Annotated in this window: 21 protein-coding genes; 15 read left to right on the forward strand and 6 right to left on the reverse strand. The window is 35.8% G+C overall.

Features of this window, described 5'->3' with window-relative positions; translation table 11 throughout:
• Position 1: 1 nt before the first annotated feature.
• Positions 2-2167, reverse strand: coding sequence for a type I pullulanase (pulA, locus tag OB_RS02250; protein WP_011064811.1), 2166 nt, complete (start codon positions 2165-2167; stop codon positions 2-4).
• Positions 2168-2507: 340 nt separating this feature from the next.
• Here pulA and glgB point away from each other — a divergent pair, with 340 nt between their 5' ends.
• The 12 genes from glgB to OB_RS02310 all read left to right on the forward strand — a co-directional run bounded on the left by glgB (position 2508) and on the right by OB_RS02310 (position 15274).
• Positions 2508-4421, forward strand: a complete 1914-nt coding sequence (gene glgB / locus OB_RS02255; protein ID WP_011064812.1) for a 1,4-alpha-glucan branching protein GlgB — start codon at positions 2508-2510, stop codon at positions 4419-4421.
• Between the two features lie 10 nt (positions 4422-4431).
• The gene (locus OB_RS02260; protein WP_041544437.1) at positions 4432-5571 is read left to right on the forward strand and encodes a glucose-1-phosphate adenylyltransferase; all 1140 of its coding nucleotides are present in this window, start codon (positions 4432-4434) and stop codon (positions 5569-5571) included.
• On the forward strand, positions 5572-6678 hold the full coding sequence (gene glgD, locus OB_RS02265) for a glucose-1-phosphate adenylyltransferase subunit GlgD (protein ID WP_011064814.1): 1107 nt from the start codon (positions 5572-5574) through the stop codon (positions 6676-6678).
• 23 nt (positions 6679-6701) lie between these two features.
• The gene (locus OB_RS02270) at positions 6702-8135 is read left to right on the forward strand and encodes a glycogen synthase (protein ID WP_011064815.1); all 1434 of its coding nucleotides are present in this window, start codon (positions 6702-6704) and stop codon (positions 8133-8135) included.
• Positions 8136-8149: 14 nt separating this feature from the next.
• The gene (locus OB_RS02275; protein WP_011064816.1) at positions 8150-10582 is read left to right on the forward strand and encodes a glycogen/starch/alpha-glucan phosphorylase; all 2433 of its coding nucleotides are present in this window, start codon (positions 8150-8152) and stop codon (positions 10580-10582) included.
• Positions 10583-11101: 519 nt separating this feature from the next.
• Entirely contained in the window at positions 11102-11581 is a 480-nt protein-coding gene (locus tag OB_RS02280; RefSeq protein ID WP_011064818.1) for an SRPBCC family protein, read from the forward strand.
• 127 nt (positions 11582-11708) lie between these two features.
• Positions 11709-12230: a YfiT family bacillithiol transferase gene (locus OB_RS02285; protein WP_011064819.1), complete on the forward strand. Its 522-nt coding sequence runs from the start codon at positions 11709-11711 to the stop codon at positions 12228-12230.
• Between the two features lie 275 nt (positions 12231-12505).
• Positions 12506-12859 carry a hypothetical protein gene (locus tag OB_RS02290; protein ID WP_011064820.1) on the forward strand — a complete coding sequence of 118 codons (354 nt, stop codon included), beginning with the start codon at positions 12506-12508 and terminating at the stop codon, positions 12857-12859.
• 12 nt (positions 12860-12871) lie between these two features.
• A complete protein-coding gene (locus tag OB_RS02295; protein WP_011064821.1) occupies positions 12872-13624 on the forward strand; it encodes an SAM-dependent methyltransferase in 753 nt (250 codons plus the stop codon).
• Positions 13625-13736: 112 nt separating this feature from the next.
• On the forward strand, positions 13737-14213 hold the full coding sequence (locus OB_RS02300; RefSeq protein WP_011064822.1) for a DUF2975 domain-containing protein: 477 nt from the start codon (positions 13737-13739) through the stop codon (positions 14211-14213).
• 10 nt (positions 14214-14223) lie between these two features.
• Positions 14224-14439, forward strand: coding sequence for a helix-turn-helix domain-containing protein (locus OB_RS02305; protein ID WP_011064823.1), 216 nt, complete (start codon positions 14224-14226; stop codon positions 14437-14439).
• 31 nt (positions 14440-14470) lie between these two features.
• A complete protein-coding gene (locus OB_RS02310; protein ID WP_011064824.1) occupies positions 14471-15274 on the forward strand; it encodes a DUF817 domain-containing protein in 804 nt (267 codons plus the stop codon).
• A 69-nt stretch (positions 15275-15343) separates the two neighbouring features.
• Here OB_RS02310 and OB_RS02315 read toward each other — a convergent pair whose 3' ends face one another.
• Complete coding sequence (locus OB_RS02315; RefSeq protein ID WP_011064825.1) at positions 15344-16126, reverse strand: 2-keto-4-pentenoate hydratase; 783 nt, start codon at positions 16124-16126, stop codon at positions 15344-15346.
• A gap of 24 nt (positions 16127-16150) precedes the next feature.
• Positions 16151-17314: a pyridoxal phosphate-dependent aminotransferase gene (locus OB_RS02320; protein WP_011064826.1), complete on the reverse strand. Its 1164-nt coding sequence runs from the start codon at positions 17312-17314 to the stop codon at positions 16151-16153.
• Between the two features lie 237 nt (positions 17315-17551).
• Here OB_RS02320 and brnQ point away from each other — a divergent pair, with 237 nt between their 5' ends.
• The gene (gene brnQ / locus OB_RS02325; RefSeq protein WP_011064827.1) at positions 17552-18904 is read left to right on the forward strand and encodes a branched-chain amino acid transport system II carrier protein; all 1353 of its coding nucleotides are present in this window, start codon (positions 17552-17554) and stop codon (positions 18902-18904) included.
• Between the two features lie 109 nt (positions 18905-19013).
• On the opposite strand, the gene OB_RS02330 is transcribed toward brnQ, so the two are convergent.
• From OB_RS02330 to OB_RS02340, 3 genes are read right to left on the reverse strand one after another with little or no spacing between them, the layout of a single operon-like run.
• On the reverse strand, positions 19014-19577 hold the full coding sequence (locus tag OB_RS02330) for a 5' nucleotidase, NT5C type (RefSeq protein ID WP_041544079.1): 564 nt from the start codon (positions 19575-19577) through the stop codon (positions 19014-19016).
• Positions 19578-19588: 11 nt separating this feature from the next.
• Positions 19589-20692, reverse strand: coding sequence for a bifunctional diaminohydroxyphosphoribosylaminopyrimidine deaminase/5-amino-6-(5-phosphoribosylamino)uracil reductase RibD (gene ribD / locus OB_RS02335; RefSeq protein ID WP_011064829.1), 1104 nt, complete (start codon positions 20690-20692; stop codon positions 19589-19591).
• Positions 20685-21440 carry a GTP cyclohydrolase II gene (locus OB_RS02340; protein ID WP_011064830.1) on the reverse strand — a complete coding sequence of 252 codons (756 nt, stop codon included), beginning with the start codon at positions 21438-21440 and terminating at the stop codon, positions 20685-20687. Before OB_RS02340 ends, ribD begins: the two co-directional genes overlap by 8 nt.
• A gap of 311 nt (positions 21441-21751) precedes the next feature.
• On the opposite strand from OB_RS02340, the gene OB_RS02345 reads away from it, so the two are divergent.
• Both OB_RS02345 and OB_RS02350 read left to right on the forward strand, forming a co-directional pair.
• Complete coding sequence (locus tag OB_RS02345) at positions 21752-22585, forward strand: MerR family transcriptional regulator (protein ID WP_011064831.1); 834 nt, start codon at positions 21752-21754, stop codon at positions 22583-22585.
• On the forward strand, positions 22566-24299 hold the full coding sequence (locus tag OB_RS02350; protein WP_011064832.1) for an ABC transporter ATP-binding protein: 1734 nt from the start codon (positions 22566-22568) through the stop codon (positions 24297-24299). The genes OB_RS02345 and OB_RS02350 overlap by 20 nt, the downstream gene beginning before the upstream one ends.
• Positions 24300-24329: the final 30 nt, after the last annotated feature.

Consider the following 24329-nt stretch of genomic DNA (forward strand, 5'->3'; position numbering starts at 1 on the left):
CTCACTGACCTTTTTCCTGTGATACATAAGATTTTATCGCGTGATTCTTAGCTTTCTGATGCGATCGTTGTTTTACTAATACGAGAATTTCATAGGGATGTAGTGTTGTTTGTTCGCCAATAACCACTTGTTCATTCCTTTTAATAAATTCATTACTAACAGCGACTTTCCAATTTGCAGAAGAAGGTAACTGTAAATCATAGCAAGTATTTGTTGGATTGATATAGATGGTAATATCTGCATCATTGTCTAAAAGCGTGTATCCGAAAACCGGATGAATGGTAGGGAGGATATGAACATAATTGTTTATATCTTCAACACTTGGTAAACGAAATACCGGATATCTTTTTCGGAGTTCAATCAATGTACGAACAAAAGCAATCGATTCTTCTTCCGTTTCTCGTTGACTCCAATTGAGTTGGTTAATATTATCGCCAGATTGATAACTGTTTTCGTCTCCGTGTTTTGTCCGATACCACTCTTGCCCCGCATGAAGAAAAGGAATGCCTTGGCTGAGGATTGTTATAGCAGTAGCCAGTTGGTGTGTTTTTTTTCGTTCATCTACGGTGAAATGAGAATTGGTAATAGATAACCGATCCCAAAGCGTGTGATTGTCATGGCATTCAACATAATTAACGATTTGACCTGGATTTTCAGCAAAGGGTATACCATATTTACTTAACACACAACCGGTCACTAAATGCGGTAGATGTTCTACATGCATACCTTCTCCATTCACATACCCTTTTGAATCAGCTGCAAATAGATTTCCTTTTAAGGTATCACGAAAAAAATCATTAAAGAAAGCTATTCCTGTTAATTCGTGTGCTTGATTTGGTGTGGATTTTTGATTCGCAGGTAACGCAGTAGGTAAATCCCACCCTTCTCCTAGCAGCAATATAAATTCTTTCTCTTTCTGACAACGTTTTTGTATTTCCTGCATAGTAGTCACATCTATCGCTCCCATAAGGTCAAAACGAAAACCATCTACATTATATTCATTTAAAAAATAATCAATCGTGTCTAATATAAATTTTCTTGCCATTAATTTTTCACTAGCAAAATCGTTTCCTACCCCCGTACCATTACTTAATTCTCCATTGTCGTGATATCTAAAAAAATAACCTGGAACCATTTTTTCAAAAGAGGAATGGTCAATTTGGAATACATGGTTGTATACGACATCCAAGATGACGGATAGGTTATCCTCATGACAGGAATCTATACAAGATTTAAGTTCATTTATTCGTGAAAGGGGGTTAGTTGGGTTGGATGAATAGCTTCCTTCTGGTGCTTGAAAAAATAATGGATCATAACCCCAGTTATATGAATTATTGGGATGCAGGTCATCGACTCTAGCAAAATCATTTACAGGTAGTAATTGCACATGTGTAATTCCGAGTTCGTTTATATAACACCTGCCAGTTGAATATCCTAGATTGGTTACGGTATTTGATTCAGTTAGTCCGAGATAATTTCCTTTATTGTTGATTCCACTATTTTCATGTGTGGATAAGTCTCTCAGATGTAATTCATAAATTATCGCATCTTGGAATTTAGTAATTTTATTTGGGCGTTGATGATTTAAAGCGTTAGTTCGATTAAGGTCTATAATTACTCCTTCAGTACTATTTGCAGTGACTGATTTTGCGTAAGGATCGATAACTTCCTGAGTGAAATCATTGATCGTAATTTGATATATATAGGTCGTGCGATGAAAGTCTCCATCAAGGCTTATTGACCAGCTTCCATCTTGATTCCTATCTAAAAGATAGAAGTTATTTTTTATCTGTAAATGTACAGCAGTTGCTACTGGAGACCAAATGGAAAAGGAAGTGGACTTGTTATTACAAAACGCACCTAACTTTCGATTTGTAAAAAAATTATCTTCAAACCACTTTGTTCGTGTGATTTTACGAGTATATATAGGGATTTCTAATTCGTTCCATACAAGCACTAAATCTCTTCCAATAGGGAGCGGGTTATCTAATTCAACGATTATCTCTTTTTCATCACGATGGTTTATATTAGCGTTGTAATAATGAGTATTTGTTGATCTTTCTGTAATACGTACAGGAGTATTTGGCTTGTTTAAAAAATTGGATGATGGATGTTCAATGATTAATCGATGTACATCGTCATACCAAGCAATTATTGAATCAGTCATTGGCGCTCCTCCTTATTCCGATGTTTGATGTAGTATATGTTATACCCTAACTGAGGGGACTTTTATCCGAACTATAATGAAGTTTGGACGAGGTATTTGCAAAAGACGAATTCGAATGAGTTGTTTTGAAATCCGCTTCAGACTTAAACTAAGCCTGGCTTTCATCCGTTTTTTGACAAAACATTTGCTACCTCTTTCATCATTGTCATTCTTCGACATAAGTTACAATTATTGTCGAAGGAATATTCTGACTATTTTCTTGAACTAGTATTATTTTATCGCTATAATGTTAGGGAATACAAGATTTTCTTTTTCAATTGTTCAAAGGGGGCAGCGTTGGTTGTATCATATATCCGCAGAAGACATCTACTTATTCCATCAAGGTACAAACTTTGAGAGTCATCAATTTTTAGGATGCCACGAGATAAACTGGAAAGGAAAACGAGGGTATCGATTTGCTGTTTGGGCACCTAATGCGTTAAAAGTTTGCGTGGTAGGTGATTTTAACAATTGGGAAGAAAATAGCCATCCTTTAGAGAAGTTTACGGATGAAGGTCTTTGGGGTGGTTTTATAGCAGATATTCCACCAGCAACATCTTATAAGTATCATATATGTTCATCTGAAGACACTTCAATATTAAAAGCGGATCCATTCGCAACGCAAGCAGAGCGAAGGCCTAAAACTGCATCTGTAATCCCCGCAGCAAATGGTTACCAATGGAGTGATGATCAATGGATCGAACAAAGAAATACTTATGATCCATATTCATCTCCAATTTCCATTTACGAAGTTCATTTAGGTACATGGAAAAAAACACTCAAAAAACAATTTTTATCCTACCGAGAATTAGCAACACAACTAATACCATACGTAAAATCCCTAGGTTACACTCATATAGAATTATTACCCATAAATGAACATCCATTCGACCGATCTTGGGGATATCAAATCACAGGATATTTTGCGGTTACATCAAGATATGGAAACCCATCGGACTTTAAATATTTTATTGATCAATGTCATCAACATCAAATAGGTGTCATCTTAGATTGGGTCCCTGGACATTTTTGTAAAGATGATTTCGGACTGCGGCAATTTGACGGAGCACCACTGTATGAATACAGGGATCCGAAAAAATCCGAAAAAAAGTCATGGGGTACATTAGCGTTTGATTATGGCAGACCTGAAGTTCAAAGCTTTCTTATTTCCAATGCAATTTATTGGTTGAAAGAGTTCCATATTGATGGACTTCGTGTCGATGCAGTAGCGAGCATGTTGTATTTGAACTTTGATCGATATGATGAGGAAGAAAAAATATACAATACATACGGTGGGGAGGAGAATCTAGAGGCCTTTGCCTTTTTGAGAAAGCTAAATAAAGTCGTTTTTTCTTATATACCAGGTGCCTTAATGATGGCAGAAGATAGTTCGGATTTACCTTTAGTAACAGCTCCTGTAAATAAAGGTGGACTAGGGTTTAATTATAAATGGAACATGGGATGGATGAATGATTTGCTTTCTTTTATGGAGAAGGAATCGATACATCGGAAGTGGCATCATAACCGGCTGACTTTCTCGTTTATGTACACCTATTCGGAAAACTATTTATTGCCACTCTCTCATGATGAGGTCGTACACGGCAAGAAATCACTTTTAGATAAAATGCCTGGAGATCAATGGCAGCAATTTGCAAACTTACGTCTCCTCTATGGATATATGTATACACATCCTGGCAAGAAGCTAGTATTTATGGGGGGAGAATTAGCGCAATATGCGGAATGGAAGGACACGGAGGAGTTGGACTGGCATTTACTAGAATATCCGCTCCACAAAGGTATTTATCACTATATTAAAAATTTGAATGAATTATATCAGCAACATCCTGAACTTTATGAATTGGATCACCTAAGTGAAGGATTTGAGTGGATAGACCCACATAATATTGATCAAAGTGTAATAGCATTTAGAAGGAAAGCGAATAAACCAAATCAAGAATTAATTATTATTTGTAATTTCACACCTCAAGTTCATTTTGACTATAAGATTGGCGTTCCTGAATCTGGAAGATATAAAGAAATTTTTAATTCTGATTCAGTAAGGTTTGGAGGGTCTGGTCAAATAAATGAAGGGGAACATTTTAGCTTTCCGGAGAAATGGCATGGTTTATCACAGCATATAAAGATTAAAGTGCCACCATTAGCCATATCCGTTTTTCAAATCGAAGTTGAAAGGGAGAGATTGCCGCGTGAGTGAATGCATCGGAATGTTATTAGCGGGAGGAGAAGGAAAGCGACTGGGCATGTTAACGAAACAAGGAGCAAAGCCCGCTGTTCCGTTTGGAGGTAAGTATCGTATTATTGATTTTACTTTAAGTAATTGTACTAACTCAGGGATACAAACAGTAGGTATACTAACGCAGTATGCTCCTTTGGAATTGAATAAACATATCGGTAATGGAAAGCCGTGGGATATGAACCATCAACATGGTGGAGTTTCGATATTACCCCCCTACACAGGAACAAAAGGCGGGGATTGGTATTCAGGTACGGCGGATGCCATCTATCAAAATATGAACTTTATCCATCAATATGAACCTGAGTACGTTCTTATCATATCAGGCGATCATATTTATCAAATGGATTATCAACAAATGTTAGAGCAGCATAAACGAACGAATGCGGATGTAACAATCTCTGTTATTGAAGTTCCGTGGGCAGAGGCAGGACGCTTTGGGATATTGCATGCGAATGACGAACAAATAATTTATGAATTCGAAGAAAAACCAAAAAACCCATCCAGTAATTTAGCCTCGATGGGAATTTATATTTTTAACTGGAAAACGCTAAAAAAGTATTTAATCGAGGACGCAAATAAACCGAATTCGAGCCGTGATTTTGGTAAAGATATTATTCCGTCCATGTTAAATAATCAGCACCGCCTATATGCATTCAAATTTAACGGTTACTGGAAGGATGTTGGGACGATTCAAAGTTATTGGGAAGCCAATATGGATGTGCTGAAAGATAATAATGGATATTTTTCGTTACATGATCGAAATTGGCGTATCTATACACATGACTCGAATTTACCACCACATTTTATTGGAACCAATGGTAAAGCAGTAAACAGCTATATTAATTCTGGTTCCATTATTTATGGTCATATTAAAAACTCAATTGTGTTTCGTAATGTCAGTGTTCAACAGGGAAGTTATATAAACCAATCGATCATTCACCCAAATGTAAAGATAGGAAAAGATTGTGTACTTGATCGTGTGATTGTGATGGAGAATACGACGATTCCAGAAGGGACTATCTTTCGTTCGGATAAAGAGATAGAACCATTCATTATTAATAATGAGATATTAAATTCAATGCTTGCACCAGCAGGAGGAGACGTATAAATGGAACGTATGATGGGCCTTGTGAATTTAGAACATGAACATCACTTATTAAATGAACTGGCATACTTTCGTAATCCGGCTTCCATTCCGTTCGGAGGAAGGTACCGCCTCATTGACTTCACATTATCAAATATGGTGAATTCTTCGATTCAAGAAGTCGCGATATTTGTTCGGAATAAATATAGGTCGTTACTAGATCACATTGGTACCGGTGAAAATTGGGAGTTAGATCGTCGAAACGGAGGATTATTTATATTGCCTCCGGATTGGAATGATCCAACTGATCGATCTAGAGGAGATTTAAAGTTTTTCCATAATAATCGGGATTATTTCAATCGTAGTAATTCTAAATATGTGTTAATAAGTGGTAGTCAATTCATCTCCAATACGGATTACAAAGAAGCGCTCGAGCAACATATAAAAGAGCAGGCAGATGTAACACTAATAACCGTTAGAGAAGAAGAGCTTTCGAATGAACATGAGTCCAATTTACGAGTGGAATGTGATTATATACATCGAGTTCAAGCGTTAACCAATGATAAGAATAATCCGGAAATTTTTACGGGAGTATATATTATCAACAAAGATTTATTAATTGAACTGGTAGATAATTGTATCGCGTATCATAAGGACCATTTTTTTCATGCAGCGATTATGGAAAGACTGGGGGATTTACGTGTTTTTCGATTTCGGCAAGAAGGATATCACGCATTTATTAACTCTGTAGAAAGTTTTTATAAGCATAATATGAAGCTGCTACAGGAGGATAGTTACCAGCAGTTATTTTTAAACAACCATTTTGTGCGTACAAAAATATCCAATAATGCTCCGGTTAAGTACGGTGAAAAGGCAGAAGTAGTGAATACATTGGTTGCAAATGGGTGTAAAGTGAATGGCTGTATTGAAGGGAGTATACTGTTTCGAGGTGTCCAACTTCATGAAGGGGCAACGGTGAAAAATTCGATCATTATGCAACGATGTACAATTGGCTCAGGTGTTCATTTGGAAAATGTAATATTAGATAAAGACGTCGTAGTAACAACAGGGCAGCGAATTATAGGATCAAAGGAAAAACCATACGTCGTAGCCAAAAGACAAGTAATATAAAGTGAACCTAGGAAGGTGAGAAGATGAAAAACATTTTATTTGTCACCTCAGAATGTACACCATTTATTAAGACAGGCGGACTTGCGGATGTATCTGGATCGTTGCCACAAGCTCTTCAGGAACATGGAGGAATGGAAGTAAGAGTGATGTTACCTTTATATGATGAAATTGATCGTTCTTGGAAGGATCAATTTGAATTTGTGTGCGCTTTTACGGTCTCATTAGGGTGGAGAGAACAAACTGCAGAGCTATATCGTTATCGTTATAATGACGTCACGTATTATTTCATCGGAAACGATTATTATTTTACTAGAAAAGGAATATACGGCTATTACGATGATGGAGAACGATTTGTATTTTTTAGTCAGGCTATTATAGCTTCTTTAGAATATATCGATTTTATACCAAGTGTATTACATGCCCATGATTGGCAAACAGGGATAGCTGTTGCACTAGCTAAAATCTATCAACCTATTGAAGAATTGATTACCGTTTTTACCATTCATAATATATATTACCAAGGGACAATGCCTTTAACGACATTTGATGATTTTTTTCAATTAGGCAGAGAACATTTAGCAGGCATGGAATGGAATCAAATGATTAATAGTTTGAAATCAGGCATTTTTCATGCCGATAAAATAACGACAGTAAGTCCAACCTATGCAGAAGAAATACTAACACCTTATTACGGTGCCGGACTGGAAGAGATGCTTTGGAATCGGCGAGAAGACTTGATAGGAGTGCTAAATGGGATTGATTTAAAAGATTATAATCCTGCTATAGATAAATCTTTACCAGTTAACTACCGTTCTGCACGGTCGAAAAAAATAGAGAATCGTAAGTTACTCTATGAAGAAATAGGTTTGAATCTTAAAGATGGAGTACCTCTTTATATTATGGTTACTAGACTAGTAGAACAGAAAGGAATTCATCTTGTTCAACGAATTTTAGAGGAATTTTTACAAGAGGATATTCAATTGATTGTTCTTGGAAATGGAGAACAGGAATTTGAATACTATTTCAAAGACATCGAATACCGTTACCCAGATAAAATGATTACCCACCTGCATTTTAATGAATCATTAGCTAGGAGATTATATGCAAGTGCCGATTTTCTCCTGATGCCATCGAAGTTTGAGCCATGTGGGTTATCTCAATTAATTGCTTTACAATATAAAACCGTACCTATTGTCCGTGAGACAGGAGGATTAAAAGATACGATAATTGCTTTTAATGAAATTACAGGAGAAGGAAATGGCTTTCGATTTGCCAATTATAATGCACATGAACTTTTACATGTACTGAAGTACTCTCTGGAGATTTATCAACAACCTTCACTTTGGTCAGTATTAATAAAGAATGTAAATAAAAGTAAATTTAGTTGGAAGGATTCCGCGTCTGCATATGCAGACGTATATCAACAGCTCGATGCTTCATCTGTATCTTATAAATAGGGAGCGGGTCTGATTTGAAGTTGAGAAAGAAAAAATTAGTGAATCGAATTTCACAAGAATTAGCGCATCAAAAAGGATTAACGATAGAAGGTGCTAGTTCCAGAGATATATATGAAGTATTAGCCTCTATCATAAATGAGAGCATGGAGGATAATTGGAAAGCGACGCAGGAAGGCTATGCTTATGGGAAATATAAACAAGTCTATTACTTATCCATGGAGTTTTTAATTGGTCGGTTAATGGAAAGTAATTTGCTGAATCTAGGTTTGCTAGACGAGGCAAAAGAAGCGATACGTGAACTCGGATTTAATGAAGAAGAGGTATTTAGTCAAGAACACGATGCTGGGTTAGGTAATGGCGGATTAGGTCGCCTGGCAGCTTGTTTCCTAGATTCACTAGCTTCCTTGCAATATCCTGGGCATGGTTATGGGATTCGCTATCGGTATGGTTTATTTGAGCAACGAATAATACATGGTAATCAAGTAGAACTCCCTGACTATTGGCTAACTTATCCGTACCCTTGGGAATATCGGAAAGAAGAGGATGCGGTTGTTATTCATTTTGAAGGGAATGTGCACATACATGAAGATCAAGATGGAAACTTAATTTTTAGCTATGATCAAACGAATAAGGTGAAAGCCATCCCTTATGATATTCCAATTTCCGGATATCAAAATGGGACGGTAAACACATTAAGGCTATGGTCAGCGGAAGCGATAGATAACATCGGAGGTTCATTAGAAGAAAACACAACGTATTATAAGGAATTAGCACATCAGCATACGATAGAACAAATTAGCGGTTTTTTATATCCTGATGATTCAAGTGAGGAAGGGAAATCATTAAGATTAAAGCAACAATATTTTCTTGTGTCAGCTAGTATTCAATCCATAGTTCAGCAGTATAAACAAACACACAAAATCTCTATCGACCGTTTACATGAGAAAGTATCCATTCAAATTAATGATACGCACCCAAGTCTTGGTATTCCAGAATTAATGCGAATACTGCTAGATGAAGAAGGATTAAGCTGGGATAATGCATGGAAAGTAACTACGAATACTTTTGCATACACAAATCATACAACCTTAAGTGAAGCACTGGAAAAATGGCCTGTAGCAACTATTAAACAACTTATGCCGAGAATTTACATGATAATAGAAGAAATTAATGAGCGCTTTTGCCAAGAATTATGGCTGGATTATAAACACCTTCGTAATCAAATAGCTGATATGGCAATCATTGCTCATGATACAGTACATATGGCTCACTTAGCGATTGTTGGAAGTTATCGGGTGAATGGGGTTGCTCGAATTCATACGGAGATTTTAAAAACTCAAGAGATGAAGTATTTCTATCAACGCTTTCCAGACAAATTCACAAATAAAACAAATGGAATTACACATCGACGGTGGTTGCTGCAAGTAAACCCGGAATTGTCTACTTTAGTTACAGACGTGATTGGTAGTCAATGGATAAAACGACCAAAAAAATTAATCAGCTTACTAAAATATGCAGAAGATTCCTCCGTACTCGAGAAGCTGAAAGAAGTAAAACTTACGAATAAACAAAAGCTAGCTTCGGTTATTCAACAAAGAACGGGTATAATGGTTGATCCACACTCTATTTTTGATGTTCATATCAAACGTCTCCATGAATACAAGCGCCAATTATTAAACGTTTTTCATATTATTTACTTATATAATGAATTAAAAGATAATCCTCAACAAGATGTTATACCTCGGACATTTATATTTGCTGCTAAAGCAGCGCCAAGCTATTACATGGCAAAAGAGGTAATTAAACTGATTCATACAGTAGCATCTATTGTTAATCACGATCCAGATATAAAGGGGAAGTTAAAAGTAATTTTTTTAGAGAATTATCAAGTATCATTAGCAGAACAAATTATTCCTGCTGCTGATATTAGCCAACAAATATCTACTGCTAGTAAAGAAGCCTCTGGTACTGGAAATATGAAGTTAATGATGAACGGAGCAATTACCTTAGGAACCTTGGACGGGGCTAATATCGAGATACGTGATGTAGTCGGGAATGACAATATGTTTATTTTTGGGTTAACAGCTGAGGAAGTAATCGAGTATTACCGAAATGGATCTTATTCCGCGAGGGCGTTGTATGATCAGGATGAACGTATTCGCAGGATATTAGATCAGCTAAATGATGGTGACTTCGGTATTCATCAGATGGAATTCAAAGATATATACTACCATATTCTTTCGCATAATGATCCTTATTTTGTATTGCAAGATTTCGAGCCTTATTTAGAAGCGCATGAGCTTGTCGAGAGAGCTTATCGAAATAAAAATAAATGGCTGTCCATGAGCCTAACCAATATCGCTCATTCTGGAAAGTTTTCAAGTGATCAAACCATTCAATCCTATGCAACGGATATATGGAAGTTAAAGCAAGTACCTATAAAATAAAGTTTTAATCATTGGAGTTTAGAGTAATGCATTCCTCACCAATTTAATTTTTAAAGTAAAAAATCAAATGGTTTAATTGGCATCAGCCTGTTGTAAAGAAGAATTAAAAAAACAGAGGCCACTTAAAACCTAATAATTTTTAGGATTGCTAGTTGTTAAATATAAAAAAGACGAGTCTTAATTCATTTTTTGATATTAGATTCGTCTTTTTGATTATTTCGTGTGTATATTTTATTTTTAATTTTTCAGTCATCTTTATGATTCGTATCATATTACCGGTGAATATCATCCTCCTTGCAACTCTATACCGATTAGACCCGAGTATTTTTTCAACATCAAACCCATGTCTATATTTTCATTCACTATTTTTTATATTTTATAGCGTTGTTAATATCATTTTTAATTTAAATATATATTGTTACAATAGAATTATAAGAATAAATAGGATGGTGCGTATATTTTGATCCTATAAATACGTTTTTTTAGTTAGTAGCGATTAGTAAAGAGGAGGATGAGGCGATGAATCAATATGGGACATTACATGAAACTAACGGAAATTACGCTTTAAGATTTGAACGTTTTTTTTCTCTTAATCCAGAAGATGTTTTCGATGTCATTACGAATTCTGACTATTTCACCCAATGGTATCCTTTCGCAACAGGAGAGATGGATCTTAGGCTTGGTGGAGAGATAAACTTTGATGACGGTGAAGGAACGACATATAATGCTATTATTACAGAAATGGAAAAGCCATATTTATTTAGCTTTCGTGAGGTTGATGATCTGATAAATATTTCATTGCTGGAAGAGGATGAAGGGTGTCGAATGATTTTCACTCACACATTTAATGATGATTCATGGGCAGTTCCTACCGCAGCAGGGTGGCATAGATGTCTGGATGTATTAGGTCAAATTGTTAATGGTAATCCAGTGAAGTGGGACGATAACGCAGCTAAGTTGCGTGAAATCTATAGTGAAGCATTTCAAATGGAGAATTAACCAATCGAAGGGTTTTATTTTGCTATTGAGATTTAACGTATCGTATTCCGCTTTGAATATTAATTTATGAATATGGTATACAAGAACGATGCTAATGAAATAAATAATCAAGGAAAGAGGGTTGAACATGGACGTGAGATTCCCAATTGGCAAATTACAAGTACCTGAGAAAGTTACAATCGAAGATATTCATGAATGGCTAAAGCAAATTGAAACGTACACGAATCGATTAGGAGAAACAGTTAACTCATTAAATGATGAGGAATTAAGTAAAACTTATCGTGAAGGTAGCTGGGACATTCGCCAACTTGTTCATCATATTGCTGATTCTCAGTTGAATATGTATCAGCGCTTGAAGTTGGCTTTAACGGATGAAAGTCCAACAGTACCTGCTTTTGATCAAGAAAAGTGGGCTATTCAACCGGATACAAACCTGCCTGTAGAAACTTCTATAAAAATGTTGGAAGGTATAAATGAACGAATCGTGTCTTTAGGGTATAGGTTAACCGAGGAGCAATTAGATCAATCTTTTGTTCATCAAATAAATGGAGAAATATCAGTTGCCTCAAAAGTTGCAAAATTAGCTTGGCATGAAGAACATCATTTAGCGCATATAAAAATAGCATTATCGAACAATAGCGGATCGTAAAAAAAGAATAAATAATTCTTAGATAAAAATGAAGAGGCTGAGACATAACAAAAAGTGCTAGTCAAAAGACGAATGAAAGCTAGAATAAGCGCAGTATATTTCTGAAGCGTTTTTTTATAGTCCAATCATTTGAATTTGTCTTTTGATTAAATACTTTTGTCTCAGCCTCTTCATTTTTTACCTCCTAATAAAAAACTTTAGTCTCTGTCTCAGTAAATGGTATGATGAAAGTATAAATAGATTTTTCTGAAAAATGGGTGGTGGATAGGGTGGTAATGGAAATATTAATGTTGATACTTTCATATGTTCTCATCAGTATCATTGTTGGTTTGTTTTACGTGGCAATGCTTCTTTCTGTATTCTACCTAATGAAAAAGATATTCCGTATGAACGAATCAAAGTGGACTTCTCTTTTCAAGATACATAATGGGTTAGGATTGTATTATGCTTTAATCATTCCGTGGATAATAACGATCGTAGTTATGTTTCCAATCATTGTAATGTGGTTTGAATTAATTGGGATGGAATATAATATACTCGCTTCTGTATCTATCATACTATTGCTATTTGTAACAACTGCATGGAAGTTCTATAAGGGAAGAGCGGACCTTTCCAATATTAGTAGATAGGGGATATGTTTTGTGGAATGGGTGAGAGAATTTTATGAAAAGCAATATAGTTTGTGGGAAGTGAATGATACAGAAGCACTTGGATACCAACAAGAATTACTGAATAAATTGAAAAAATATGTGCCCTCCTCATGTGAAAAAATCTTGGAATTGGGTAGCGGACGAGGCTACTTCGCTGTGGCTGCAGCAAAGTTAGGCTATGAAGTTACTGTGATAGAGTTAGCGGAAAATGCTGTTCAAACTATACACCAACTTGCTAAACGAGAAGGCGTACAATCTAAAATTACCATCATACACGGGGATTTTTATGAAGCAGAATTAACTGAGCGGTATGATTTGATATGTTATTGGGATGGATTCGGAATAGGAGACGATCAAGAGCAACAGGTTCTATTAAAACGAATTTATCACTGGTTGAAGCCAGGTGGAACAGTGTTGATAGATATATACACGCCATGGTATTGGGCAAAAGTTTCTGGGAAGACAATGCAGATAGAAAAGGGGTTATTTAGGAAATATGAATTTGATGCAATAAATTGTAGAATGATAGATTCTTGGTGGAAGGAAGATAAGAAAACCGAGAAAGTCACGCAATCTTTAAGATGTTATTCTCCAGCTGACTTAGAGCTGCTAATGAGTGATATTCCATTTAACGTAACCCATTGTGAGCCAGGTGGAGAAATGAATTACGAGCAAGGCGAATATAGAGAATCTGTTTCGTTAGATAGAGCAATGAGTTATCTTGCAGTTTTTCGTAAAGAATGAAGATTAAAAAAGCATCCTTGAATTCAGGGGTGTTATATTTTCGATAATTATTTATTGATATTCGATAAAAATATGTTAATATATAATAAATAATGGTTGATGAGGTGATTTCATGAAACGAGAAACACAAGTATTAAAAATTGCCGTATTTCTTATTGGTCTTCCGGTGTTAGCTTTATGTATATTTTTATTTCCTGAAGTTTTATCGATAGCTGAACGTAATGGAGAATATTTTTATCTGCTTCCTTTGTTTATAATTTATTTGTATTTAACAGCTATTCCTTTTTATTACGCATTGCTTCAAGCATATAAGTTATTACAATTTATAGATCAGAACAAAGCATTCTCTGAACAATCAATAAAATCTTTAAAAATTATTCGGTATTGCGCAACGATGATCAGTGTAATGTATGTGATTAGCTTGCCGGTTTTTTACGTATTAGCTGAATTGGATGATGCTCCAGGATTGATATTAATTGGTTTAGTGATTACTTTTGCTTCATTGATAATCGCGGTTTTTGCGGCGGTTTTACAAAAGCTATTTAAGAATGCGAACGATATAAAATCCGAAAATGATCTAACAGTCTGAGGTGAATAACATGGCAATTATCATAAATATTGATGTAATGCTTGCGAAACGAAAAATGAGCGTTACAGAACTATCAGAACAGGTAGGAATTACAATGGCTAATCTTTCTATATTAAAAAATGGGAAAGCAAAGGCTATTCGTTTTTCAACATTGGAAGGGATTTGTAAAGCTTTAGATTGTCAGCCTGGAGATATATTAGAATACAAAGCTGATGCTGAGGATTAAAGATTTATAAGGTTATGAGAGGGGGGAGAAGGTGAGGGCATTAAAACAATTTATTCGTTTTGGAAGGGAGCAAGCTTTATCTTGTTTGTTCCCCGTGGTTATTTTTGCTTCACTAGCGATTACGCAAATCATCCCGTTGCCTTTTTTTCCACGATATGATTGGTTATTAATAATTTGTATACTCATGCAGGGCTTTATGTTGAAATCAGGTTTGGAAACAAAGGATGAATTAAAAGTCATTACATTGTTTCATATCATTGGCCTTTGTTTAGAACTATTTAAAGTACATATGGGCTCTTGGGCTTACCCAGAGGAAGGGTATTCGAAAGTTTTGGGGGTACCTTTATATAGTGGTTTTATGTATGCCAGTGTGGCTAGTTATTTATGTCAGGCATGGCGGAGACTCGATATTCAGTTAATGCGATGGCCTTCATCCTATATGGTAGCGCCATTAGCATTCGCTATTTACTTGAATTTTTTCACACATCATTTTTGGGTAGATATTCGATGGGGGTTATCTATACTTGTCGTGATTGTCTTTTGGAAGTCGTATGTTGTATATAAAGTAGGTAAATCTAAATATCGTATGCCTATTGTATTTTCCTTTATCTTGATTGGGTTTTTTATATGGATTGCGGAGAATATAGCAACCTACTTCGGTGCATGGGAATATCCAAATCAAACGGATGTGTGGAGTTTAGTTCATTTAGGGAAGATTAGTTCCTGGTTATTACTTGTAATTGTTAGCTTTCTTATTGTTGCAACATTAAAACGAGTGAAAGAAAAAGATCAGCGTACAAATAATGCTATCGTACATCGTTATTATAAATCGTAAGTTCGGCCCAAGTATAGTAAAACACCCCTAAAGGTAGATGCTCTCTATCCTTAGAGGTGTTTTATTTATTTAGTTCACGATCGTTATTTCTGCTTTTCCGACTCCGGAGTATACTGCTTCGTAATGACCAATCTCTAATGGAATTGGAGGAATAAAAGTGCCAGAAGATATGATCATCCCTCTTTTTAGAGTTGTTCCATGTAGCGCTAGTTTTTGGCTTAACCAGCGTAAAGCATAAATTGGATTGTCTAATACAGCGGAAGAAAATGCTTCTTTGATCTTCTCTCCGTTATAATATAGTTCTAACGAAATGTTTCCTAACTGTTCTAAGGTTAATATAGGTGCCGATTCAGCAACGACTACTCGTCCAGTTGCAGTATTATCACTTAGTAAGTCGATGAGAGAAAAGTTTGGGAACCAATCAATATAGCGCGCATCAGGAATCTCTATTCCAGCAGCAATACTTGTCTTCTGAAGAATCTCTGTTTCTTCTGCGTCTAGTGTTAAATCTTCGTTTACTATAAAGATTATTTCAGGTTCAAGTAGAGGCTGAAAAAGTTCCGATTTGGATAGCTTGCTTTCTGAAGTTAATACATGATGCGATAGCAATGTGCCATATGCTGGTTCATGTGTACTCGCTATTGCTTGTGTCTCTTTACTTGTCATACTAACTTTATATCCTGAAATATGTACATTTTTTTCTTCAAGTTGATGTTCAATAAATAACTCCTGAACGTGATAAGCTTCCTCTTCTGTTAAATTGAACGTATCTCGAATAAAAGGAATGGGTTGTTTGGATTGATGTGCTTTTTTAAGTTGATGAACAATTTCAAGTATATCCTCTTTACTCACGTAAATCTTTCCTTTCAAGTCGATTTAAAATAGTTTTAATCCTTCTATCCGCTTGATTGCTTCTACAATACGTTGTTCATCGACAAGCAATCCTACGCGTATGTATCCTTCACCGAAAGTTCCAAATCCATTACCAGCTGCTACCGCTACATCGACTTCATTCAATAAATAATCAGCAAAAGTTTCGCTAGTGAAACCATTTGGTACAGGTAACCAAGCAAAGAAAGAGCCTTGTGGCGCATTTATATCCCAACCGATTCGTTTGCATTCAGTAATTAATGCATCTCTTCGTTTTTGATATAGGGTAACTAAATCTTGTACACTGCTTTGATCACTTAGTAATGCTTCTGAAGCGGCTCTTTGTATTGCAGGAAAGACACTGACGAATAAATGATCTTGTAAAATATTAATGGCTTCAATCATTTCTTTATTACCAGCTGCAAAGCCGATGCGCCAACCTGCCATATTATACGTTTTAGATAGCGTATATAGCTCAATTCCTACTTCTTTTGCCCCTTTTGTTTGTAGAAAACTAATCGGTTTTTCTTCGTTGAAACCGATTGCTCCATAAGCAAAATCATGAACAATTCCAATATCATGATTTTTACCAAGTGCCACCGTTTCATTAAAGAAAGCATTATTTGCAGTAGCTCCAGTTGGATTATTTGGGTAATTTAAATACAATAACTTAGTCCGTTCTTTTTGACTTAACGTAAGTTGTTCATAATTTGGTAAAAAATTATTTTCTTCTAAAAGAGGCATCGTATCATATTGAATATCAGCTAATGGTATGCTCGACAAATAATCGGGGTATCCTGGATTAGGGAGCATCATCCATTCATTAGGGTTCATCAGTGCTAATGGAAGTTCTACAAGTCCAATTTTACTTCCGAATAAGACAGCGATTTCAGTATCAGGATCTAAATCTACTTGATATTCTCGTTTGTAAAACGTTGCAGCAGCTTTTCGAAAATCATCGGTTCCGCGAAAAGGGGAATACTTATGCGTTATAGGATCTTCTACAGCTGACTGTAGAGCTTTTATAATATGAGCTGGAGTAGGTTGGTCTGGATTACCTTGCCCTAAATTAATAACATCTCTTCCTTCAGAAATGGCTTGATTTACTTTTTGTACGAGAGATGCAAAAAATTGTGGAGGTAATTGTTTTAATCGGTTGGATTGTTTCATGTTGTTATCCTCCTTTGTTTTGGAATGTTCAAATTACTATAAATATTAACTTCAATCCTTGTATCTGTCTACCTTTAAACAAAGAATTTTTTACCATAAAAATATTTGTAGAAACTTGTCAAATTATGTTGCATTTATATAGTGGAAGGTGTATGATTATTTCCGTTGTACTTCTAAACTAAAAAATCAGATATTTCAAAGAACTCTTTTTCGGCTATTTTGGAGGGAATCACAGCTATGGATAATAAATTACACGTAAGACAATACTTAGCAATTGCTTTTATGCTTTTCGCTTTGTTTTTTGGAGCGGGAAATCTGATTTTCCCAGCACAACTAGGACAACTAGCAGGAGAAAACATTGTCCCTGCTATTATTGGATTTTTAACAACTGGGGTAGGCTTACCTTTACTTGGAATATTGGCTATGGGATATTCAGGAAAGAAAAACCTACAAGAGTTAGCGAGCAGGGTACATCCAATTTATGGGGTTGGATTTACTGCATTACTTTATCTTACAATTGGACCATTTTTTGCAGCACCAAGAACAGGTACTGTAGCATTTGAAGTGGGTATTGGACCGTTTATTAAAGAAGAGTCGTTTCAAACTGGGTTACTCATTTTTACGATTGTATTTTTCCTAATCACCCTATTATTTTCATTATATCCAGCAAAAATTGTTGATAATATTGGAAAAATCCTGGCACCACTGTTAATTATCTTATTGGCAGTACTACTGATTGTGTCACTATTCAACCCAATGGGATCCATTCAAGAACCACAAGAAGCGTATCAATCATCTAGTTTCTTTAAAGGTTTCCTAGAGGGATATAATACAATGGATGCATTGGCAGCACTTGTATTTGGAATCATCGTTATTCAGTCCATTCGTGCATTAGGAGTAACATCGAAACAGGAAATATTAGTTGCTACAGCGAAAACAGGAATAACTGCTATTATGTTATTAGGAGTAATCTATGTTGGAATTTCGTATTTAGGAGCAACAAGTGTTGGTACTTTAGGATTTTTTGATAATGGTGGTCCTGTATTAAGTGGTGCAGCGAGCCATTATTTTGGAACTTTGGGAAGTTTATTAATGGCAGTGCTGATTTCACTGGCCTGTTTGACTACTGCGATTGGTTTAGTGACAGCAAATGCGGAGTATTTTTATACACTGTTTCCGAAGATTGGATACAAACCTTTTGTGTTCTTCTTCTCTATATTAACATTTATCATTGCTAATTTTGGATTGACGAATATCATTACATTCTCTATTCCAGTTTTAATGTTCTTATATCCGTTAGCAATGGTACTAGTTTTATTAACATTTGTATCACCATTGTTCTATCACTCTCGATGGGTGTATATACCAACTATTGGAGTTACTTTTATACTGAGTATCTTTGATGGATTAAAAGCATTGTGTGATTCTTTAGGAATTGATAACTTTGCTTGGATGCAACCAATTCTTAATGTGTTTGATACGGTACTTCCATTTTACAATGAAGGTTTAGGATGGGTAGTACCAGCGCTAGTCGTTACCATCATCATGATGGCCGTTGTTCGCCTTCGCCAGACCAATGCAAATGTATGATAAATGAATATCAAAAACGCCCGGTATCCAATTTGTGGTAACGGGCGTTTTTATTCATGTTTATTTCGATTTTATCTTTTGAATAGATACTTTGGTCGCCATCTAATTTTTACAATTTATTCTGTAAAAAGTCATGCCAATCAATGATACGCGCGAAGCTTTTTTTATTTCGATTATAGGATTGGTCTTTAATGAGAAGCTTGGTATTCGTTTTAGTTAGGGTATCTAAAACAGTGGGTTTATCGTCCACATAGTAGTCTAAGTCAAGACCTTGAATAATCTCCATTTTCTCGTTATCCTTCATTCCATAAAAAAAGTGACTATCTAACACAGGGAATTCATTTTGACGTAACCAAGCTTTCGTTTGCTCACCATGTAGTTTAGGACGAGCAGTAATATAATAAATCTCATGACCTAGTTCTTCCAGTTGTAGAACCGTTTCTAATGCACCAGGGTAAATCGGACAATCCGTAAAGTATATTTCTTCTAAAGAATCCTCCCACATTTGTTTACCTTCCTGCTCATTTAGACTAAATAATTCATGAATTTCTACACGTTCAAGTTGATGGAATTTTTCTATATCAACTTGTTGGTTTAGCTTTCTTTGATAGATGTGAAAAGCATGTTCGCGTAATCGTATAAGTGTATCGTCAATATCAAAACCAAATTTCATCAATGGAACTCCTAATCATTTATTTCTTTAAAAATCGGGTAACCGATAAATCTAAAATCAGGTCCGATCTGATCTATCTTTAAGTTGAGTAAGTCAATAGAATCATCCATCTGTTCGATACCTGCCCCTTCAAAGAAGGTGGGAGCATTTTTTCCTCCGCTTAATTTTGGAGCCATGTAAAGGACTACTTTATCAACGAGTCCAGCTGCTAAGAAAGAAGCGTGGATATTTCCTCCACCTTCTAGTAATAAGGAGGAAATTTGTTGATTCCCGAGGTGATTAACAACATCCTGTATGTCTGTCTGTTCCTTGCCAGAAGTATTAATTATCTCTACTCCAACCGACTCTAACTTATCTTTCTTTTTCTGATCTACTTCTTCTTTGGTAAATATCATAGTAGGAGCTCTTTTGTCTTGAATAATCTGTGCATCAAGAGGTATACGTAAGCTTGAATCAAGTACAATTCGTATTGGATTTCGCCCATTCGGTATTCTTGTGGTTAGTGCTGGATCATCATGAATGATGGTCTGAATGCCAACTAATATAGCAGCATGTTCATTTCTAAGGTGGTGAACATCCTCACGTGCTGCTTCAGACGTAATCCACTTACTATGATTTGTTTTTGTCGCTACTTTTCCATCTAATGTAGAAGCTGCCTTCATTGTAATAAAGGGTTGTTTATGAGTAATAAATTTATTGAATACTTCATTCATCGATATAGATTCATCTTCTAGTACACCGACTTCTACTTCGATGCCAGCGTCCTCTAGTATTTTAACACCATTACCTGCCACCAAAGGGTTGGGATCAAGCGTTGCGATGACAACGCGTCTTACACCTGCTTCAACTAATGCAAGTGCACAGGGGCCTGTTCGTCCTTGATGTGAACAAGGCTCTAATGTGACATAGATTGTTGCTCCTTTGGCATTTTCACCCGCCATTTGTAGAGCGTGAATTTCCGCATGAGGCTCTCCGGCCTTGAGATGGGATCCAACACCGACAATTCGATTATGATTAACAATAACTGCACCGACTAAAGGGTTCGGGTCTGTTTGACCTTTCATCGCTTTTGCGTTCTCTATGGCAAGTTTCATATAGTGCTTATCATCAGTCATTACTGCATTTACCATCCTCTCGTAAGTGACCAGATTTTATCACCTTCGTGTCTAGATATTTTTTGTTATATTCTGAGCGATCTCCCCATAGTGGGGTTCTTCCAGAAAGCTGTAGTCCGGCATTTTCAAGCGCATCTACTTTCAAAGGATTATTTGTGATCAGGGTAACGGGTTTGCTGCGAAGTGTACGTAAAACGGAGATTGCATCTTCATAATCTCTAGCATCATTTACGTATCCAAGACTTTCATTTGCCTCCACGGTGTCATAGCCATTCTCTTGCAGTACATAGGCCATCGCTTTACTGAATAATCCTATGCCACGTCCTTCGTGATTTGCTAAATAGAATAAGGCTCCAGTGCCATGTTCTCTAATTTTCTTCATGGATTCCTTTAATTGAAAACCACAGTCACAACGTTTGCTACCAAATATGTCACCAGTGTGGCAAATCGAATGCATACGAATAAGTGCTTCTTCTGCATGAGCAAAATCTCCATATACCAAGACACTAGATTGTTGATATTCAGCCAGGTTTGCTGAGGATAACTTTTCAATCATATTTTCATAGTCTTCTGTTATCTCATCAAAATTTAACCAACAATACCATTGAAACACTGTTGTCTCTCCATCTAAATTTATGGGAAGTTGGATTGGTCCAACCAAATATATAGCATGATCATTTTGTTGAATAAGTTGAATTTTATCTTTTAAAAGGGCAAAAGCCTCTGATTCTAGTTTCGTATTTAACATCGGAAAGACTCCTTTCAATTGATTCATAGTATAGTGTATTACTGTTATCAAATCAATTGTTCCAACTCTGGCTGATAAGGGCTTATAACTATTGTTTCCTGCCTTCAGCAATTCTATAGAAAAATATATTCTATCAAAGACCAGATTTCATTTGTTGCATCATTTTTTATATTATAATACATTTTATTGTCTTTCTACCTTGCAGAAATACTTGCATGAGCAAAAGCAAAGTTTTTTTATGAGCTCAAATAAAAAACTTGCGCCTAACGTTACGTAAGGTGATATGATTTTCTTAGGAAAGGGGATCATTCATGACAAAAGATATCTTCTCCGTAAGTGAGTTTGCTCAATATACAGGGTTATCGATACGAACGTTGCATTATTATGAAGAAAAAGGGATATTACATCCTCTAAGAGATAAGGATACAGGACATCGTAGATATGTAAAAGAAGATTTGCTTCAGCTACATCAAATAGTCACACTAAAATTTTTAGGTTTTACTCTAGAAGAAATTAAGGATATTACAATGTCAACAAGTGTTGATTTAAGTTTTATTGAAACATTAAGGTTACAAGAAGCGAAATTAGTAGAAGATAAAGAAAAAATTGAAGTGTCTTTGGAAATGATTAAAAGAACCGTAAAACTTATTGAAGATGAAAAACAAATTGACAAGGATATGTTAGTAAGCTTACTCGCGAGTATGCAAACTGAAAAACAGCAGAAAGAAATTTCCAAAGGTATTTTGTCGGATCAAGCGATTGATCAATTATTTAGAGCAACAGATAGTGAGAAATTACTATGGGAAAAAGAAATATTACGATTTTATAAAGAAACGAAGCGGTTAGTAGGCAGGTCAAGTGATGACCCGGAAGTAATGAAGTTGTTTCAACGTTTTTTTACGTATGTGCTAGATATATTTAAAATGGAAGGCTTTCATGAGCTTGAAAATATACTGAAATCAAAAAAAGCGGAGGACATTAGTGATGAAGAGTTGGATCGGTTTATCTTAGAAATGGAGAAGTTAGTTCCGAACCCATTAACAAAGGAGGAGGTACAATGGTTAGATGGAATAATGACAACATATATGACAGAAAACAGCGATTTTTGGAAGGGAGTAGTAAGGAATGGAAAAAGGTCAACGTAATAATAAGGCATTTTTATCTTTAATTTTAACAGCGAATATCCCAAAGTTTGTTCTTGCTTTAGGGTTAATTGGAAGTATCATAACGACATTGGTGGGGCTTACTATACCGCTATTAACAAGAGAGTTAGTCGATGGATTTTCACTAACTTCACTAACCTTAAACTTCATATTACTTATTATAGGTATATTTGTATTACATGCACTGATTGATGGTTTTTCGACCTATGCATTAGCCTATGTGGGACAACGAGTAGTGGCTTATTTAAGAGAGTCTATATGGCAAAAAATGATTCGTTTACCTGTCAGGTATTTTGACCAACAACCAAGCGGAGAATCCGTTAGTAGAGTAATTAATGATACAGGTATTGTAAAAGATTTGGTATCGCAGCATTTTCCACAATTTATCTCCGGATTAATATCTATTATTGGAGCAGTTACCATCTTATTGATAATGGATTGGCGCATGACTTTAATGATGCTTGTCGCTGTACCGGTTACAGTAATTGTAATGATTCCTTTAGGAACACGTATGTCAAAGGTGTCCCGAAAATTACAAGATGAGACGGCTTCTTTTCAAGGAGATATCCAACAAACGATTAGTGAAATTAAGCTGATGAAATCATCTACCGCTGAGGAATCAGAAAAACAAAAAGGTTTAAAGGGTATTGGCAATTTGTTACGTACAGGATTAAGAGAAGCTAAAATCTTCTCTGTCATCGGCCCGTTTATGTATATGGTCGTAATGCTCGTCATTGTAGTTATTATAGGGTATGGCGGAATTCGTGTAGAAGAAGGTACGATGACGACAGGCGCTTTAGTCGCTTTCTTACTCTATTTATTTCAAATCACATTTCCAATAACTACGTTTGCCATGTTCTTTACTGAATTACAAAAAGCAAAAGGTGCTACCGGAAGAATTGTTGAAATTCTTGATGTAGACATAGAAGAAACTCATAAAGGAATTGATAAAAATATTGATAAAGAAGCTTTACAGTTTTGCGACGTTTCCTTTTCTTATGAAAATGGGGAAGAGGTACTAAAAAATATTTCTTTCCAAGCAAACCCAGGGGAGATGATTGCTTTTGCTGGACCAAGTGGTGGCGGAAAGACGACGGTATTTGGTCTCATTGAACGATATTATCAACCAGATAAAGGTGAGATATTAATTGGAAGTCAACCAATAAATGAAGTATCTATGTTATCTTGGCGTACGCAGTTAGGATATGTTTCCCAAGAAAGTTCGATGATGTCAGGGACAATTAGAGATAACTTAACGTATGGGCTTCAAGATGCGGATGAAATAAGTGATAATCAGCTGTGGGAAGTTGCGGAAATGGCTTATGCAGACCAATTTATAAAAGAACTCCCAAATGGTTTAAATACGGAAGTAGGGGAGCGGGGAACAAAATTATCTGGTGGTCAACGACAGCGGATTAATATAGCTAGAGCGTTTTTACGAAATCCAAAGTTATTGCTTCTAGATGAAGCAACAGCCAGTCTGGATAGTCAATCGGAACAGGTAGTTCAAAAAGCATTGCAACGCCTAATGGAGGGGAGAACGACATTGGTTATCGCACACCGATTATCTACGATCGTGGATGCGGATCAGATTATTTTTATTGAAGATGGACAAATAACAGGAAAAGGTAACCACCAAGAATTAATTGGAACCCATCAATTGTATCGACAGTTTGCTGAACAACAATTGACTTAATGATATAGGTTTGCCCGGATGATATATTTG

Origin of the sequence: Oceanobacillus iheyensis HTE831, assembly GCF_000011245.1 — a bacterium.
Classification (GTDB): Bacteria; Bacillota; Bacilli; order Bacillales; family Amphibacillaceae; genus Oceanobacillus; species Oceanobacillus iheyensis.

What these genes read in the sequence shown, in the direction of transcription:
- pulA (WP_011064811.1), bottom strand. Translation starts at nt 2,167, where the DNA reads ATGACTGATTCAATAATTGCTTGGTATGACGATGTACATCGATTAATC.
- OB_RS02260 (WP_041544437.1), top strand. Translation starts at nt 4,432, where the DNA reads ATGTTATTAGCGGGAGGAGAAGGAAAGCGACTGGGCATGTTAACGAAA.
- glgD (WP_011064814.1), top strand. Translation starts at nt 5,572, where the DNA reads ATGGAACGTATGATGGGCCTTGTGAATTTAGAACATGAACATCACTTA.
- OB_RS02270 (WP_011064815.1), top strand. Translation starts at nt 6,702, where the DNA reads ATGAAAAACATTTTATTTGTCACCTCAGAATGTACACCATTTATTAAG.
- OB_RS02280 (WP_011064818.1), top strand. Translation starts at nt 11,102, where the DNA reads ATGAATCAATATGGGACATTACATGAAACTAACGGAAATTACGCTTTA.
- OB_RS02285 (WP_011064819.1), top strand. Translation starts at nt 11,709, where the DNA reads ATGGACGTGAGATTCCCAATTGGCAAATTACAAGTACCTGAGAAAGTT.
- OB_RS02290 (WP_011064820.1), top strand. Translation starts at nt 12,506, where the DNA reads ATGGAAATATTAATGTTGATACTTTCATATGTTCTCATCAGTATCATT.
- OB_RS02300 (WP_011064822.1), top strand. Translation starts at nt 13,737, where the DNA reads ATGAAACGAGAAACACAAGTATTAAAAATTGCCGTATTTCTTATTGGT.
- OB_RS02305 (WP_011064823.1), top strand. Translation starts at nt 14,224, where the DNA reads ATGGCAATTATCATAAATATTGATGTAATGCTTGCGAAACGAAAAATG.
- OB_RS02320 (WP_011064826.1), bottom strand. Translation starts at nt 17,314, where the DNA reads ATGAAACAATCCAACCGATTAAAACAATTACCTCCACAATTTTTTGCA.
- brnQ (WP_011064827.1), top strand. Translation starts at nt 17,552, where the DNA reads ATGGATAATAAATTACACGTAAGACAATACTTAGCAATTGCTTTTATG.
- OB_RS02330 (WP_041544079.1), bottom strand. Translation starts at nt 19,577, where the DNA reads ATGAAATTTGGTTTTGATATTGACGATACACTTATACGATTACGCGAA.
- ribD (WP_011064829.1), bottom strand. Translation starts at nt 20,692, where the DNA reads ATGACTGATGATAAGCACTATATGAAACTTGCCATAGAGAACGCAAAA.
- OB_RS02340 (WP_011064830.1), bottom strand. Translation starts at nt 21,440, where the DNA reads ATGTTAAATACGAAACTAGAATCAGAGGCTTTTGCCCTTTTAAAAGAT.
- OB_RS02345 (WP_011064831.1), top strand. Translation starts at nt 21,752, where the DNA reads ATGACAAAAGATATCTTCTCCGTAAGTGAGTTTGCTCAATATACAGGG.
- OB_RS02350 (WP_011064832.1), top strand. Translation starts at nt 22,566, where the DNA reads ATGGAAAAAGGTCAACGTAATAATAAGGCATTTTTATCTTTAATTTTA.